Below are 15,055 nucleotides of genomic sequence, written 5' to 3' on the forward strand. Positions count from 1 at the left end.
TCTTCCTGTATTATAACACAACTCCTGAAGTTCAACACTACACTTTCAGAATGCGCGGTCTGTACCAGTTAACCCCGTAACCAGCATTTGCGTTTGCACCAGCTCGCCCAAGGCTGAAATTATAGAATGTTGCGCCTGGCTGAAACGAAAACGGAATACGCACCCTGGTCCATGTCGGAGTAGCAAGCAGCTCTGTGTAACTGGTGCCCGCCTGAATATTAAGAACATCCCCAATGTTGGTACGCAAGTAGATTCGGGATTTCTGATTCCCGGCGCCTGCCGATCGCAGCCACACCTCCAAAATAAACGTTTCCCCCGCGTAATCCGAAATGTAATCAAATTGTCCAGTCAGCAAACTGTCGGTTGATGATGTCGTATTATCGACAGCGTAATACGCTCCATTGTCAACTGGATTACCGCTAGTTGGAAATGTCTTGCCGGCCCATGATACCGTTTTACTCCAGAAGCCAGGCGTCGCCTGCGAGATGCCCACGAAATCCCCGTTATTCCCGTCCATCAAGTCAAGGCGTTTTGAAACGGATGGATCGGCAAACAGCATGCCGTTTTGGGTAAGCACATCAAGCTTGTCCTGCTGCCAGTATTGTGCAATGCGATCTAGTAAATTACGCACGTCAGATATATTCATCCAGTTCGGAGCATTCCCATCCTCATAATCAATCATTTGTGGGTGGATCAAAAATACGATGCCGAATTTATACTTTACTGCCAACTCGATATAAGCGAGCATGCTGTCACGCCAAGCAGCACTTGTACCGCTCGGAAAGGATGTTACGCTGACATGCGTCAATCCTATGCCGTAGCTTGGAAGACGGCGCACCGTAGAGCCTAAATACCCCATGGCTGCATCATATGTGTTATAGATGAGCCTACCCGCAGCACTGTCCCAATTTGAAGCAAGCTTGTTTGATCCGATCCCGTTGTAAAGCCCGTCATTCCCGCCTGATATACCAACCTGGTTCCAACCGGCACACTTTACGCCATATGAATCCATACTGGTTTTTGATAGCACGACCTCTGTATCAAGCTGCGCTTCATTAACTGGCGCTGTATGGTTATAGCCATGCGAATGAAACTGTATGCCGCCGCTCACATTCCAGGCTTGTATATCTGCGATCGTAACGCCGGCATTATTGCCGTTAGCTAGATTAGTAATCATGGACATGGAAGCAGGCAGCCCCCGGCTCTTAAGCTCAGGGAAGAATTTTTCCTTCAGCACTTTGGTGCTATCGTCCAGCCGTATTGCTACGGCCCCCTTGCCGTTCGTGCCGATGACATGGCCATAAGCATTAGCAAGCTGCTGCCTCCGCATTTCCGGAAGTAAATCGTTTGCCTTTTCAGCCTTGGCCGCTGCTTGTTGGGCTTTGGATATTGCTATTAAATCCATCATGTCACCGTCCCTTTAACAATAACCGTACCTCCGCTGATGGCTGTAAGATCGATCATAATACTTTTATAGCCCGTAATATCAAAACGCCAAAACTCGCCATTTCCGCTCGAGCCGACGCCCGCTGGAAAATTAACATCTGTTATTTTAATTCCAGGCAACGGTCGCCACTCTTCGCCATGTGGCCCCTTAGCCTTAAACTCTATTGTCCGGCTACTTGACGTCCCTGCTATCTCAACCAGTAGACCTGTTTTACCCCCCACCGTCAGCGTCATTCCGTTACCCGTAGCCGTTGCTGCAGCGTGAAACGGATGGAGCGTAGGTGTTACCCCGCCTCCACCACCACCGCTTATGCCTCGGATGAGATCAACCAAATTAACGAAAGTGCCATCCTCACCGATGATGCGACCGGAATGCATTTCAAATCTTTGAATATCAGCCATTACAACACCCCATCTTTAATTAAGAATTGCTATATTAAGCCTCCACAATATAGTAATTGAATGAGGATGACGCGAATCTTGTCGGTATTCTTATCAGGGATGCAGTCAGTGATACACTTGCCGTCGTGGCATAGTAATCGCCTGTTGAAGTCTGTCCTATTGATCCTGTCATTATGGTTTGATCAATTATTGGGTAATTCGGGCCATAACCCCCAACATAAAAGTAAGTCACACGACGTCTGTAATTATTTGGCGGCGTAATATTGTCGCAAATAATTAACCCCGGCACAAAACCATGGCCTGTAATTTCAATGTAATTTACACTACTCCCTCCCGAAGCCAACGTATCAAAATACATTGTTGCCGACGAACTTACAACACTCCCCGTAATCACTCGCTTACCTGGAATGAGCGTTCCGATCTGCCCGAACATATCAACATCCTTCCGAATGTTTGAAGCGATAAAATCAGGGTCATCGATGTAAGTAAAATAAGCGCCGTTCCAGTATGCAGCAGGTGGCCTAATATAGAGCCGTCCTGATGTTGGAGTCACCGCTGTTCCAGCAGTATCTGCACCAATTACCGGCATAGTCCCGTTCACCAATCCTGTATCTGTCCCGATCGTCTTACCTGTTAGCACCTCGGATGCTACAGCCGTTCCGTACTCACCCCCCTCACCCTGTAAGATAAAAGCCGTTCCGTTATAAACAAGCGTGTAGATTGATCCTGCTTTAAGCAACCCCGCCGCTGGCGCGCTACCAGAAGACTTGAGAATTCCCTTTGCTCCTAGACCATTTACATTTATGGTTGGAATCACGCCACTTGCGGCATGCAGTTTAACTGTGATGCGCACCCCATCAACAAGTGCCGTGACTGATCCGATAGTCGCCAAATAAGCAGTCCCTGTGCCTGTTGTCGGTCCATATCCCAAGGTTTGCAGGGTGCTCATTTTGACTACTTCCTCCCAGGGCCACCATGTCCCTACGGTACATCTCCGCATCCACATCCGCGCTGGGTTGGAAAGGGAATGTGCCAGCTGCATGACATGCGAGTCAGCTCCTATGTTCATGACTTGCAGATATCCATAAAAATTAGCTGTCGGTCCATTCGCGGGATTATTGACGTAAAAAGTCCCGTTATTTTTAAAGGTGTCAAGGTTGCCTCCAGATGTTGACTGCGTTTTGGTTGTATTATCGTTGATTTCCTTCCCCAATTGGTTCAGGTCGGAAGGCTGGACGATATCATTCATGCCCCAATCTGTTTTTGCCACGTTAACCCTCCTTAACTGTAATTGTCTGCAGCATCAAATGGTCGGCCAAGATCGGCACATTAACCGCGTTTGAAGAAATCGCTACGTCTGCTGCATCTCTCAGTTCAATAGAGGTAATAAGAGAGACAGCGGACGCTGGGACAAGATAGTTAAGCGCCAGCGTGCTGGCCGTCACCTGCTTTACCTCGAAATCAGTAATGACATATGTCCCATTGATAACCACTTTTGCCGCCCGACCGTCGATGTAGGTCGCCACATCATGCAATAGAGTTGGCGCGATCATTTAATGACCCCCTCCGTTCCTAAAGTCGCGAACGGCTTGGCTCCAAGTTGCCAGGAACCGTCCAGTTTGTAGTTCCACGTCACTGTTTGTTTTTTTATGCTCTCCACGAGCTCAATCTGATGCTCCAGCGACGTGTTTTGCTGGTAGACAATGTTTGCCGGCTTGATCGTCTCGACGGTCCGCAACACCTCCTTGAATACAGCAGCCTCGTCGATGTTGGCCGTGACGACCAGCACAAAGGCAGCAGCATCAAGCGTCACCACCGTCATGCCTATACCAACGAGCATATCAAGCTGCTGCTGCAGGTATCGGACCGTGAACGGCGGCTTGGTCTGGTACCGGTTAAGGATGCGACGGCGGCGAAACTCCAGTGATTCTGTCGCAGCGTCCGCTTGAATGCCAAGCATCTGCTCGCGCCGCTTAATCGCCTGCAGCCCAGCTGCATCGACAAACTGATCATTTAGGAGCTGATCAGCAGCAGCCTGCAGCAAATCCAGCTCCACCGACTCCGTTGCATCCAGCTCCACAAAATCAATAATTTCGCGGTAGTATTCCGGCAGTTGAACAAGTATCCGATCAGACATGCAGCGTCACCGTCCCCAACGTAGGCACCGCATCAGATCCAAGTGTGAGGTTGCTGGCGCTGCTGTTAATCAATGTGCCGGCGACGTCTTCAACACCGGGAACGGTCAAAATTCGCGCTTCAATTTGCGCTGTACGTACAGTGAGTTGCTGCTGATTGGGCCAGTCCTTACGGAGCTCAAGCAGGTATGCCGATATGGCTGCGTCGACGTCCGCCTGCACTTGCCCCACCGTCATACCCGCGGCCAGCGTAAGTGTCGTTGCAACATTTACAGTCAGCGCCGTCACGCCGACGATCGTTACAACATGTCCGATAGGAGCCATGCCGATGCCTTGCCCGCCATTAACTGTCGGATCGATCAGCGTTTGAACCTCGGAGACCAGTGCAGGCGATGGGGAACTCCAGTCCGATGCGATGATGCTACATTTAACCGTTCCGCCTCCAGCCCATACCGGATATACCTTTGTAGCTCCCACGCCTGGTATCGCATTTATCTTTTGCTTGTAATCAGATATGTTCCCCCCGAATGCCGGCTCGTTGACCGATGCATAAAAACGTTCGCGCAGGACTGAATCCGTTTCGGCCTCTTCTCCGGGAGCAATAACGTCCGAAAGCACGGCGCGCGCGAGCCCGCTGACGTAATCAATCGGCAGTATCTCCCCGAACTGCTCATTCCCGGCGCTGCCTGCTGTTTCACATGTGAGCTTGAATGTGCCGGCGCTGATTCGCTCCGTAACGACAAAGTTCATATCGTTCAAAGCGTAGCGGCCTCCAAGCGGCACATCCATGAGCTCGTTTGCTTGGTTGTAAAACAAGCCCTTTCGTTCCGCGGGCGTGGCCTCCGTCCGGACAACGCCGAACTCAGCCGCTTTGCGGGTCAAGTATTCTCCGCTGGCCGTGTCCGCGAAGGTGAGCTGATAATTAATATCCAGCTCAATATACATCTGCGCCAGCTCCGCAGCAGCAGGTGCGCACGCGTCGTAAATAATGCTGCCTTCCCGTTTGTCTACCTCGGCTGATACGCGGGCAAGCATTCGCTGCAAGATGAACTCAAAAGTCATATGCTCATACACCGCGTGAAACCTCCTCTCTGAAACTCCCGAAAATCGTAACCACGGTGAATGCAACCGTCATTTCATCGCCCTGGACAACAGCCTGTACATCGTCCACGCTCGTTATTCGATCATCCTGCAGCAGCGCTTCGCTGATCATTCGGGCTGCCTCCGATTGAACGTATATTGGGGCCCTTCCAGAAAGCGTGTCGAGCTCATGCCCGTAATTAAAGGTGTATACAGCATGCCAAAAACGGGACGTCTGCAGTGCCTTACTCACTGCCTGGCGCACCGCTGTAAGGCCGTCCACTTTGCCTTTAATACGGCCCGTTGTAAAATCAATGCCCCACGTTAGCGACGGCTGCTGCACTTCCCGCACCGTGACGTTTGTAAGGCTACCCCCTTGTGGGATCATATGACCGCCACCTTATCTAAAATGAGATATTGCTGCCCGCCCTGCAGGCGCAGCAGAACAAGAACAGCCCCATCCGTTATTTTGGATGCGGCAGTTTCCGTTATGACAAAAAACTCTTCACTTAATACGAAGCGCTGGTCCACGCGAACACTAAGCGGCGAAACTGTGATGACCTCACCGAACATTATGGATACCGGGTTTCCTGCGGCAACAGCATCGGTCGCGGCCTGCTTGATTAACAAGAGTAAATTACCCATGCTCATACTACCATCAGCTCCAGCGTCATCGTGTGATCGCCGTTAAATCGGTGCGTGCAGGCGTTCACCAGGAATGGCTGATTAATGTCGTACTCTTCAATAACAACGGGCAAATAGCTACCCGCCCGAACACCAAGCTGCCCTAATGAGTTGATCGTAAGCGACTTGGTTTCCCGATTTTTCAGAGCAGCTAGAGCATCGAGGAGTTGCTTGATCTGCGCATCGTTCATTTTTTCGTTAACTTTTTCATGGTATTGGAGCAAGCCCCATCTTGCTATATTTGCGCTGTCCTGGGCTACATACACATCACGCTTACCGGTCTCTTTATTATCCCTGACAAGTTTGATTTTGTTGTACGTATCCTGGTCAATAGACCGCTTGAAGCTGTAGTCATACATTAGGCTACCGTCACCGATCATAAACCCCACCATCATGTTATCAACTAGGCGTAGAGATAACGCCCCGAAATCATCGAAAAAGACGTAATTGCCTCCATCATTAATAATGGTCAGCGTCAGCGCCTTGTCGATGATATCGAGCAGCTTTTCACCGTCCGCTACCATGGACGGAATCTTATATGCTGGCGCATCGATGGCGCCGACCTTCAACCCTGCATCCTTGGCGATCCGCTGAATAACATCCGCAACGGTAACACCCGTGAATACATAGGTGTCTGAGCTCATGAGGTACCGGATCTGATCGTATGCAGTTATGCGTACTTTTTCATCACGACCGCCATCGACCGAGAAAACATATCCGTAAAAAACATTCTGGCCATCATAGCGGAAGCGGACAATATCCCCGCAGGAAATAGAAAAAGAGGTGCTCTCATAGAGCCCCCCTTTGATTAAAGTGAATTGCAGGCTGCCCGCCTTCCCGATCCGGGTAGTCTGCCACGTGATATCCGTTGCTATGTTGCCGATATCCCAAAGCTGGCCGTCCTTATTATCTAGTATCAGCTCAATCATGGTAGCTTCAACACCTTCCCAACCTGCAGCTTCTTGAGGTCAGCGTCGGAGATATTATTAAGCTTCTGTATCTCCTTCCAGCGATTCCCGTCTCCCATCTGCTTCTTGGCGATAATCCATAAGGTATCGCCGCTGACAACGGTATACGTTTTAGGCTGTACCTTTTCGTTTGCCCGCTCCGGCTCTTTCTTCGTGACAGTGGTTTCCCCACCGTCTGCAGCTTGGTTAACGTCCACCTTTGTAGCAGCATAAAAGAAATACCGTTTGAGCGTTAAGCTGTATTCTAAATCGCCGCCGCTCCCACCTGATTCTTGCCACGTAAATGATTCGATGCTGCAGGCTGTGTTGATCTCATACCTATCAGTCACCAAGACAAAGCGGATCGGCCGCCGCGAGCGCCGCCACTTTTCCAAGTAGTATACGTAAGGATTGAATTTCAAGCCGCGGCGTGTCATCGGAGCCAAAACCGGAGCTGCTGAAAATGGGTAGTTTCGAGCCGGGAACAATCCGTCAAAGCTATATGAGGTAAGCTTAGGGCTCTTAATGACCGAAATCTCCCCAAGCTTCTCAAGGTCATAGGTAACGGTATTGCTCCCCTCACCCACCTCTATGCTGCTGGGGTTAATCGGCAATTGGAATTCATCCGCTTTGTTGTTCCAACTGAGCCAAAGTCCATATGCCATTATGCATATACCCCCTTCGCAGAAGAAGCGACCTCATTTTCAAGCTGGCCGGCTAACCTTGTAATAAACCCACTCATATCGACATCCTGGCTAAAATGATTGTCACCTGTGACTTGGATGGTCGGGGTAAGGGATACGAAATTCTGAATGTTCTTCATCTCAGCCAGCTCGCGCATCGTCTTGAGATCCTCGCTGGTGATATCGACGGAGTCCTCAATCTTCCCAACCTTCCCAACCTTATCAATATTGTTTGCCCCGTTACCGTCCCCAAGCTGCCCCTTAATCTTGTCGTAAATAGCTTTAGCATCCCCAACAAGATTTTCCGCGTCTCCAAATGCAGCCATGACCGCGTTGTAACCCTCCATAAACGCATCGTAGTATTCAGAGCCGTTTTTGTACTGGTCCAGCGGTGTCTGCTGCAATGCTGGATTATCCGCTACTATCTTGGCTGCTGCTCCGTCATACCCGTCTTTGAGTCTTTTTAAAAAGTTCGATACTCCGTTAGGCGAATCCGTATCTACCGTAATCGTTGAAAATCCTTTAAGTCCTTCCAATCCTGGAAGCTCGGCTAATTTGTTAGCCAAAGTTCCCACGAAGCCCAATACCTTATTGATTGCTCCCCCGACACTCTTAACAAAAGAACTGCCAAATTCCTCAGCACCTTCTGCCCAAGTAATCATGAAGCCTAAGAAATTGCTGCCCAAATTAAAAAAGAGAAGCTTAACAGCTGCCACAGGATCAATCATAAAATTGTGTATAAAATCACCTAGTATGGTCCAACCGTTTTTTACATATGTGAAGACATTTTGCAGATACACTCCCAAAAAGTTGAAATAGCCGGCAATACCCGCAATAATTTCAGGTGTCGAGATCCCGAGGTAATTCAGCACTTCCAAGACTCCAACTAGGGCCAATATGATTAACAAGATAGGCCATGCTGCAATCGCCCAGTCGATCAAGAAAACAACTGCGACGGCAGCAGCTACAACTCCGATAGCTATAAGAATGTTTTGAAGCGTTTTTGCATGGTCAATTAAAAATGGAATTACGATTTTACCAGCAGCTGCAAGCGCAGAAAGGCCGAATTGCAACGTTTTAAAGAAAGGATCAAACTTACCCTCATGGAAAGCATCGTTCAATAATGTTATTAATGGCATTAATGCTTTAACAGCTCTAACCCCGGCATCAGCAAAAGCTGATTTGAAGTTGTTTTTTAAAATTTCTAATTGCTTTGCTGGACTTTTTAGCATTGTTTCAAACGCCTTCTGCCCCATGCTCTGCATTTCTAACAATTTATCAAAAGATTTTATGAACTTGTCAACATCTCCAGATTTGCCTGCATCAAGCACACCAGCATCTCTAATCATAGCTTTACTCATATTAAATCGATCGGCTAATGATACGATATCACCCGATAAAGCTTCTTTAATGGCAAAATTCGCTCCCTCTATACCATTTCCAGCAGAGTCAAACGCATTTAACCTCTGAGACAAATTGTTGAGTCCACTTAGCTGATCAGGGTCTTTTGTTGCAGAATAAAATGACAAAACTCCTCGTAATGATTCGTTGACATCTTGCCCAGCCGTTAGAGCTTCTTTCTTATACCTATCGAACATATACTGACCAATTTGCTGATCTCCAGTTCGCGCAATAAACATATCTTGCATTTTCATTTGTTCCATGGCTCCACCTATTGTGGCTCCAACCAACGATTTTACGCCCTGATAGCCTAAGTATCCGCCAGCAAGCGCACCGAGTTGCCCCGTCATTCCACCAAACCCACCTCTTCCTCCACTACCGCCCCCACCACCTCCACCGCCGCCAGGAGGTGGGATGTTACGAACGGCAGCCGTCAAATCTCTGACCAAGTGTATGAGTTCCTGTAGCAGAGTGGTAAGGTTTGAACTCAAGTTCACAGTTGCGACAATCGTCCCAATACGGGATAGAATCTGCATCCTAAGCGCTGTCGCTTGTAATAATGCTCGGGTAGTATCAAGCTTAATTTGGACAGTTATTGGCGAATGTGAAGATAACCCACTTAACTGTGTATTGAGTTGTGCTCTCAGCTGCGCTAAATTAATCTGCATATGCGGCTCTAAGCGTACATTAGCGTTAATACCACCTAATCCACTTATCTGCATCCTCAATTGATTACGGACTGCCGTAGCATCCAAATGAATCTGAGGAGTAATATTTATTGGTGCAAGCGCGCCGTCAATGCGGCCCCTCAGCGCTGCCGCCTCCTGCACTGCTGCCGCCCCATCCAAAGTGATCTGCACTGCGGAAGCAGTTAAACCATTTCGTATCTGACTCTGGATATTCGCAATTTTTTGCGTGACATCAGCAGCGTTTATGACGACCTCAATGACCGCGGCAGAACCAGACGCAGACAAAGTTTGCCTAAGCTGCTGCATTTGTGTAGCTATCTCCGCCGAATTAACCGAGGCATTAATAATCACCGATGGGCTGTGCGAACGAATCTGTTGCTCTATTTGCGTCATTTGCTGAGATATCCCTTGGCTAGATAACGTCACAGCAATCTCTACATCAGATGCAGCTGAGGACACGGCATTTGCAATCTGCTGCACCTGCGAAACCGCCTGTGAAGCATTTACCTTAATCTTAAACTCTGCTGGTGCTTCAACAAGGCGTCGCAATCTCTCCATTGCAACGATAGCAGTGTTGACTTGATTAATAGTTTTTCGCAACGGTGAGGAAAATTGGTCCATCATTTTTAGATATGTCGATATCGTAGGCATTGTCGACCTCCTTCATTATCAACAAAAAAACAGCCCCTAATTGGGACTGTCCTCTTCATCCTTATTTATAAGCCGGCTTAAATGGAGAAGCTTCCTTCCCGACGTAAATAACCTTTTCTGATTTAACATACTCGGCACTTTCATTTACATCTATTCCCGGACTTTCTCCCTTTACGACCTTCGCTTTGGAATTGTAAATTACAACATTCCCTATAACTCCCCCATCGTCCTTGTAAGCTTCAATGGAATATAACTCCTTAACAATTTCATTCGCGGATTCCTCAGTCACTTCGCCCTCCACTTGTTGTACAGAGTAATGGCGGCTGTTAGGCGTGTATTTTATGACTGTAAAAGCATACTTGCTCGTATATTTATCATCCACGAACCGAACGTCAGATGAGTCAATCTGTTTATTAGCCTCCTGATCGTTACCCTTACCCAATTCACCCGGTTCAAAAACTGAAAACACTATAATAGCAAATAAAGCAACAAATGCGACCATCACAATAGCGAATGTTTTCGCTCCTTTACCTCTTGTTACTTTCTTCACGCTCATAATATACCGCCCTCCACATTTTAGGAATATAGTACCAAAAATAGAATAGGGCGGTCTAGCTTATTTTGTAAAATCCTATCATTTTTTGCTTTTGAGTTTCGCCCGCTGCTTACTCTCAGCTTCCGCTCTCACCTTAATAAAAGCTATTAATGATGCTTTCTTAAGCAGCGGAAGCTCGGTGAAATCCCAAGGCATTATATTCATTTCATGGAGGGCGTAGTAAGCAAGGGTTGCTTCCGGATCGCCCTCTTCAATTAGTTTTTTACCTCTTCGACCAATTCGTTAAGATCGCGGTCAAAGCCGTTGAGCTCTTGAACTTTTCCTACAAGGCTGGCGAATTCTCCAGGGAGGAGCATTTTTTTAAGAAGGATGTCAGCTCCCATAATATTATAAGATTGCTGCAGATCCGCATTGTGTAGATCGGGATACTCTACGCTAGCCACGACAAGCTTTGCAAGATATGCTTCGCTGTCAGTTTCATTGGTTTTCGCTCCGTTTTTGCCCTTGACTTGTTTGGTAGCCGCCTTCCGCAACCTCTCGTTATCTTCCTCGGTCATCGTCTTGAGTTTCCAAGGGATAGGTTTGCCATCCTTGTCCTTCATACGATCAGACACAACAAAGTCAACAGTAATATCCGAAACAACGTTTTGCTTAAAAAATGCGCTCAAACTCATAGTATAATCCTCCGTTTATTAGGCGTTTAGACGCCTGTAATTGTATTAAAATCATCCAGCATATCCGTATCCGAAAAGGTAAACGCAACTTCTTCTTCCAGCATGTCATCGCTCGTCGCGTCGAACTTAGCAATGATAATGCCGTCTAAATTACAATGCTTCAGCAGGGTGGTTTGCTTTCCGGCACTTGAACTTGGGTCCTCATTTTCTACCAGGAGATCGAACCAATTGTCCTTGCCAGTCTTGACATATTGCAGCATTAATCGGCGAAAAATACTGGTGACATAATAGATAGTCATCGTGCCACTGCCTGTCCATCCTGCAGCTCGTTGAGCTGTACCCGTACGGCCAAGAATAGGAACGTCCACTTTGTTTTTGTCAATTTTTGCTTCTAAACTTTTGGCGTAAAACAATTCCTCGACTCTGCCATCTATCGTCACATAAGCTTTAGCATGCTTACCGCTGATGGCGTCCATCTCTCTGAAAAATGCCAAATTACCTCACCGTCACTTTCATGTACACTTTTTCAATGCTGTCAACCGGCTGCACAGATAACTCAATGAGGACAGCGTCAGACTCACTCCCAGCTGATACGCTCAAGTCAGTTTGACTGTCAAAGTTTTGGATGGCGTTAATGCCGCCGAGTGTGGTCAGATAGCTAATGAACTCCCCTTTAAGCAGGTTCCGTCCAGAGGCGTCATTGCTGATCTTGCCGATATAGAAAGTATCGAAAATACGCTTCATGTCATTTGCAATAGCATCCAATACGCGGATAACGCGATTCTTACGGAACGCCTTGCCCTTTTCCGGGGCAAGCGAAATGAACGTGTTGATGTCCTGCTCGATGACTGCTTGGCCGTTCGCCGCTGATATAACCAACTCGCCTGCTTGCAGGGCAGCGATTGTTTCCGTGTTACTCAAGCGCGGGAATGCATCAACAGCGTTAGGGATTGCTCTGTATGTCAGCGACTCGTTCACTTCCGCTGCCGCTGACATGGCCGCGATCTCCCAAAGCAACATTTCAGGCGGTACTTGCAAGCCGTCTGCCGTCACTACGCTGTTTCTCAGGCTGCTGACTCCCTCGTGATCGGCTGCTGGGTAGTTTACTACAACAGCAGTAACCTTCTTCCCCTCTTCGTCGCGCAGGCGGCGAATATAGGATGCAGCAAGCTGCTTGCTGGTAGAATCCGTCAGCGGCACTCCTAGTACATTAAAATCTTGTCCTTCAAAGGCAGTAAGTGCCGCCGAAAAATCAGCTCCGCTCGTCGTACCGTCCGTTCCGCCTGTAAGAGCGGCGCCAGCAGAAGCGGTAAGCGCCCCGGTGCCCGACCAATCGACAAATTTATTAGCGGCCAGGTCAGCAATCGCGGTAACGGTTTGAGTGTCCAATACCTCTCCATCCAGCAACGTTTTAACGTCAAACGCTGAAACGTTATCGATATTGGCCTGGACAACCACCTGCAGATCATTCCCGCGTGTGCCGCTCCATTTTGCCGTTGCTGTAAGCCCGCCGACTGTCACCTTAGCTTTGACCGCACCCGTTCCTCCGAGCCTGTACAGCAGCACTCTGGATGCGTGAGTCATAGCAGCAGTGATATGCCTAATGCGCGCATCCTCTGCGCGGAAGCCGATAAGCTCAAGCGCCTTATCGACATACTCCGCTGCTTCCAGCACAATAACTCCCGCAGGATCTCCCCACGGGAGCGGCGCCGGGAATGCAGCAACTCCCCGCTCGCCTAACGTACCGAGCGCCTGAGCCTGTGATTTAAAATTGATATATACGCCTGGGCGCACCTTGTTTTGCGTGGTCCATGTACCTCCAGCCATTTACCTCACGTCCTTTCTTAAATAAGATTCAATGGCGACTGTTGCTTCCTCATTCGTGTAAGTGCGACCATCTTCCAGCACGGCGGCCAGAATGTCTCGTTCCTGCGGGCTGAATCGCTTAGAGGTCAAATACTGCTCCTTGGAATACGCAGGAACAGGTGGCGCTTCAGCAACCTCCTGCGCTTCATTTTTTGTCTTGCTGCTCATCGCAGTTCCTCCCTCAAATTCATTTTTTCCATCGGTGGTGTTACTGTTGGCTTTTTCCAAACCATCAAGCGGAAGCTCACCGAAAAGAGCAGCACACCGTCCACTACTTGAATATCCATGTCTTGCCCAAATGCTGGGCGCCCACCGACCGTTATCCATTCAAGTGCTGCCGCTAATTGCTCCGCCATGTCATAAGCTTCATGATTGGCTCGCTCCGGACCGAAATAATGCACTACAAATGGATGCTCGCGGCGGTACCGCCTGCCAAGTTCCCGCGTGTGGTCCACGTCAAGCAGGCGCACAAAAAAGCGAGGTGGATTAAGCTCTTGCTTGATCTCCTCGCCTGATATAGGGATGTCCGGGAACGCAGCATCAAGCGCCTGCATGAGTCCATGCCGAACATCATTTATGGTTACTTGCATGATCAATCCCCCAGGTATCGAGCCAAGAAGCGCTCCAGTTTGCGCTCAAGTATCGGCGGCAGCTCACGCTTCAATTCGAGGTGGGAATTGGTCATGAAGAATTGTCCCTCGACCCAGCCCTTATGGTTTGCTGTGCGGTGGCCATACTCCACATACGCGGAATAGTAGGTCGGGTTAAACACCTCAACCTCATAAACCCCGCCAGCCCCAGCGCTGTTTTGCTGCATTGTCCATGCCCGGCGTAAAGCGCCGCCCGTTTTGGATCCATGGCTGCTCTTAAATCTCACTTGCACGGTCCTTGCTTTGGCCGTGAAACTGACGCGCTTGCCACCGCTGGTGACGAAGCTTACCTGCCGCTCCGGGATATTAGCTTTAAAGCTTACCCAACCCCCGCTATCGTAGCTACCTACGGGCGTCCTCCTGACCACTTTAGCTAAAAAGCGGTTGCCTGCTTCGTTTGCGAGATCCTGCATGAATGCAGGCATGGCCCGTTCCATAGCAACCAGGTTGTCGCGAAACTTTTCAAATTCCGAAAAATCAAATGTCCCCATGCCGGCCACGTAACCACCGCCTCGCCCGCCACTTGTCCAGCAGCCGCTCATACCAGCGCGAGCTGCGCCCGTCTGGCTCGACATACCCTTCAATATCGACTGCTACGATATGTCTATGATGTAAAGCATGAAGTGCGGCAGATGCAGGATCTCGCCACGTCCACACTTTGCAGCGACCAGGGCGTCGATACCAATTAAGAAATGCTTGCACACCATTTGCATCATCAACCGGCAGCGGCTGATTAAAGGTTCCGCCATCTATGGTATGGATACTAATGACGATCTCTTCATGGACCGGGAGTGGGCTGCCCTGTAAATCCTGCATCAAGCCCACTCCTTTGCTTCCAGCATAATTTCCTGATGCGAAGAGTAAGGCGGGAATGGCTTGCCGGCACTGAACATCTCCACCCGCCCGGTCGATGCCCGAGTTACGGCGATAACGTCGCCCTGCAGGATTTCGAGCTCCGGAGCAATGAATAGTTTGGCATCATATTTAATGTTATTCTCGGCCATGGTCTGCCCATTGCGCGGAAGCCCCGTCTGCGACAGCTTACAACGATGTTCCTCGTAAACGGGCTGCAGCGTCTGCTCGGTTTCCTTGGTTACTGGGTCTTTCACATCCATGTGCCGGCTGATCGTGCAGCTGTCCTCATACATCTTTTCAATGGCCCGGCGGTGCTTCCGGTAGTTAATGGTCATG

Annotated in this window: 20 protein-coding genes; all 20 read right to left on the bottom strand. The window is 49.0% G+C overall.

Annotated elements, in window-relative coordinates; translation table 11 throughout:
* Positions 1-37: 37 nt before the first annotated feature.
* Complete coding sequence (locus AC50YG_RS23855; RefSeq protein WP_494830271.1) at positions 38-1,408, bottom strand: polysaccharide deacetylase family protein; 1,371 nt, start codon at positions 1,406-1,408, stop codon at positions 38-40.
* Positions 1,405-1,848: a hypothetical protein gene (locus AC50YG_RS23860; RefSeq protein WP_494830273.1), complete on the bottom strand. Its 444-nt coding sequence runs from the start codon at positions 1,846-1,848 to the stop codon at positions 1,405-1,407. Before AC50YG_RS23860 ends, AC50YG_RS23855 begins: the two co-directional genes overlap by 4 nt.
* A gap of 34 nt (positions 1,849-1,882) precedes the next feature.
* Positions 1,883-3,118, bottom strand: coding sequence for a pyocin knob domain-containing protein (locus tag AC50YG_RS23865; protein WP_494830275.1), 1,236 nt, complete (start codon positions 3,116-3,118; stop codon positions 1,883-1,885).
* 1 nt (position 3,119) lies between these two features.
* On the bottom strand, positions 3,120-3,401 hold the full coding sequence (locus AC50YG_RS23870) for a ketopantoate hydroxymethyltransferase (protein ID WP_494830279.1): 282 nt from the start codon (positions 3,399-3,401) through the stop codon (positions 3,120-3,122).
* The gene (locus tag AC50YG_RS23875; RefSeq protein WP_494830284.1) at positions 3,398-3,985 is read right to left on the bottom strand and encodes a putative phage tail protein; all 588 of its coding nucleotides are present in this window, start codon (positions 3,983-3,985) and stop codon (positions 3,398-3,400) included. The genes AC50YG_RS23870 and AC50YG_RS23875 overlap by 4 nt, the downstream gene beginning before the upstream one ends.
* Complete coding sequence (locus AC50YG_RS23880) at positions 3,978-5,057, bottom strand: baseplate J/gp47 family protein (protein WP_494830288.1); 1,080 nt, start codon at positions 5,055-5,057, stop codon at positions 3,978-3,980. The genes AC50YG_RS23875 and AC50YG_RS23880 overlap by 8 nt, the downstream gene beginning before the upstream one ends.
* The gene (locus AC50YG_RS23885; RefSeq protein ID WP_494830290.1) at positions 5,050-5,451 is read right to left on the bottom strand and encodes a DUF2634 domain-containing protein; all 402 of its coding nucleotides are present in this window, start codon (positions 5,449-5,451) and stop codon (positions 5,050-5,052) included. Before AC50YG_RS23885 ends, AC50YG_RS23880 begins: the two co-directional genes overlap by 8 nt.
* Entirely contained in the window at positions 5,448-5,714 is a 267-nt protein-coding gene (locus tag AC50YG_RS23890; protein ID WP_494830292.1) for a DUF2577 domain-containing protein, read from the bottom strand. Before AC50YG_RS23890 ends, AC50YG_RS23885 begins: the two co-directional genes overlap by 4 nt.
* Positions 5,711-6,676, bottom strand: a complete 966-nt coding sequence (locus AC50YG_RS23895; protein ID WP_494830294.1) for an XkdQ/YqbQ family protein — start codon at positions 6,674-6,676, stop codon at positions 5,711-5,713. Before AC50YG_RS23895 ends, AC50YG_RS23890 begins: the two co-directional genes overlap by 4 nt.
* On the bottom strand, positions 6,673-7,359 hold the full coding sequence (locus AC50YG_RS23900; protein WP_494830296.1) for a LysM peptidoglycan-binding domain-containing protein: 687 nt from the start codon (positions 7,357-7,359) through the stop codon (positions 6,673-6,675). Before AC50YG_RS23900 ends, AC50YG_RS23895 begins: the two co-directional genes overlap by 4 nt.
* On the bottom strand, positions 7,359-10,118 hold the full coding sequence (locus tag AC50YG_RS23905) for a hypothetical protein (RefSeq protein WP_494830298.1): 2,760 nt from the start codon (positions 10,116-10,118) through the stop codon (positions 7,359-7,361). The genes AC50YG_RS23900 and AC50YG_RS23905 overlap by 1 nt, the downstream gene beginning before the upstream one ends.
* Positions 10,119-10,179: 61 nt before the next feature.
* Positions 10,180-10,674: a hypothetical protein gene (locus tag AC50YG_RS23910; protein ID WP_494830300.1), complete on the bottom strand. Its 495-nt coding sequence runs from the start codon at positions 10,672-10,674 to the stop codon at positions 10,180-10,182.
* Between the two features lie 254 nt (positions 10,675-10,928).
* Positions 10,929-11,348 carry a phage tail assembly chaperone gene (locus AC50YG_RS23915; RefSeq protein ID WP_494830302.1) on the bottom strand — a complete coding sequence of 140 codons (420 nt, stop codon included), beginning with the start codon at positions 11,346-11,348 and terminating at the stop codon, positions 10,929-10,931.
* Between the two features lie 26 nt (positions 11,349-11,374).
* Positions 11,375-11,842, bottom strand: a complete 468-nt coding sequence (locus tag AC50YG_RS23920; protein ID WP_494830304.1) for a phage tail tube protein — start codon at positions 11,840-11,842, stop codon at positions 11,375-11,377.
* Between the two features lies 1 nt (position 11,843).
* On the bottom strand, positions 11,844-13,175 hold the full coding sequence (locus AC50YG_RS23925; RefSeq protein ID WP_494830306.1) for a phage tail sheath family protein: 1,332 nt from the start codon (positions 13,173-13,175) through the stop codon (positions 11,844-11,846).
* Entirely contained in the window at positions 13,176-13,382 is a 207-nt protein-coding gene (locus AC50YG_RS23930) for a hypothetical protein (RefSeq protein ID WP_494830308.1), read from the bottom strand.
* Positions 13,379-13,804, bottom strand: coding sequence for a phage tail terminator family protein (locus tag AC50YG_RS23935; protein WP_494830310.1), 426 nt, complete (start codon positions 13,802-13,804; stop codon positions 13,379-13,381). The genes AC50YG_RS23930 and AC50YG_RS23935 overlap by 4 nt, the downstream gene beginning before the upstream one ends.
* A 2-nt stretch (positions 13,805-13,806) precedes the next feature.
* On the bottom strand, positions 13,807-14,355 hold the full coding sequence (locus AC50YG_RS23940; protein WP_494830446.1) for an HK97 gp10 family phage protein: 549 nt from the start codon (positions 14,353-14,355) through the stop codon (positions 13,807-13,809).
* Complete coding sequence (locus AC50YG_RS23945) at positions 14,342-14,680, bottom strand: hypothetical protein (protein ID WP_494830312.1); 339 nt, start codon at positions 14,678-14,680, stop codon at positions 14,342-14,344. Before AC50YG_RS23945 ends, AC50YG_RS23940 begins: the two co-directional genes overlap by 14 nt.
* A complete protein-coding gene (locus tag AC50YG_RS23950) occupies positions 14,680-15,054 on the bottom strand; it encodes a DUF6093 family protein (RefSeq protein WP_494830314.1) in 375 nt (124 codons plus the stop codon). Before AC50YG_RS23950 ends, AC50YG_RS23945 begins: the two co-directional genes overlap by 1 nt.
* Position 15,055: the final 1 nt, after the last annotated feature.

It is taken from the genome of Paenibacillus sp. J31R34 (assembly GCF_059383715.1).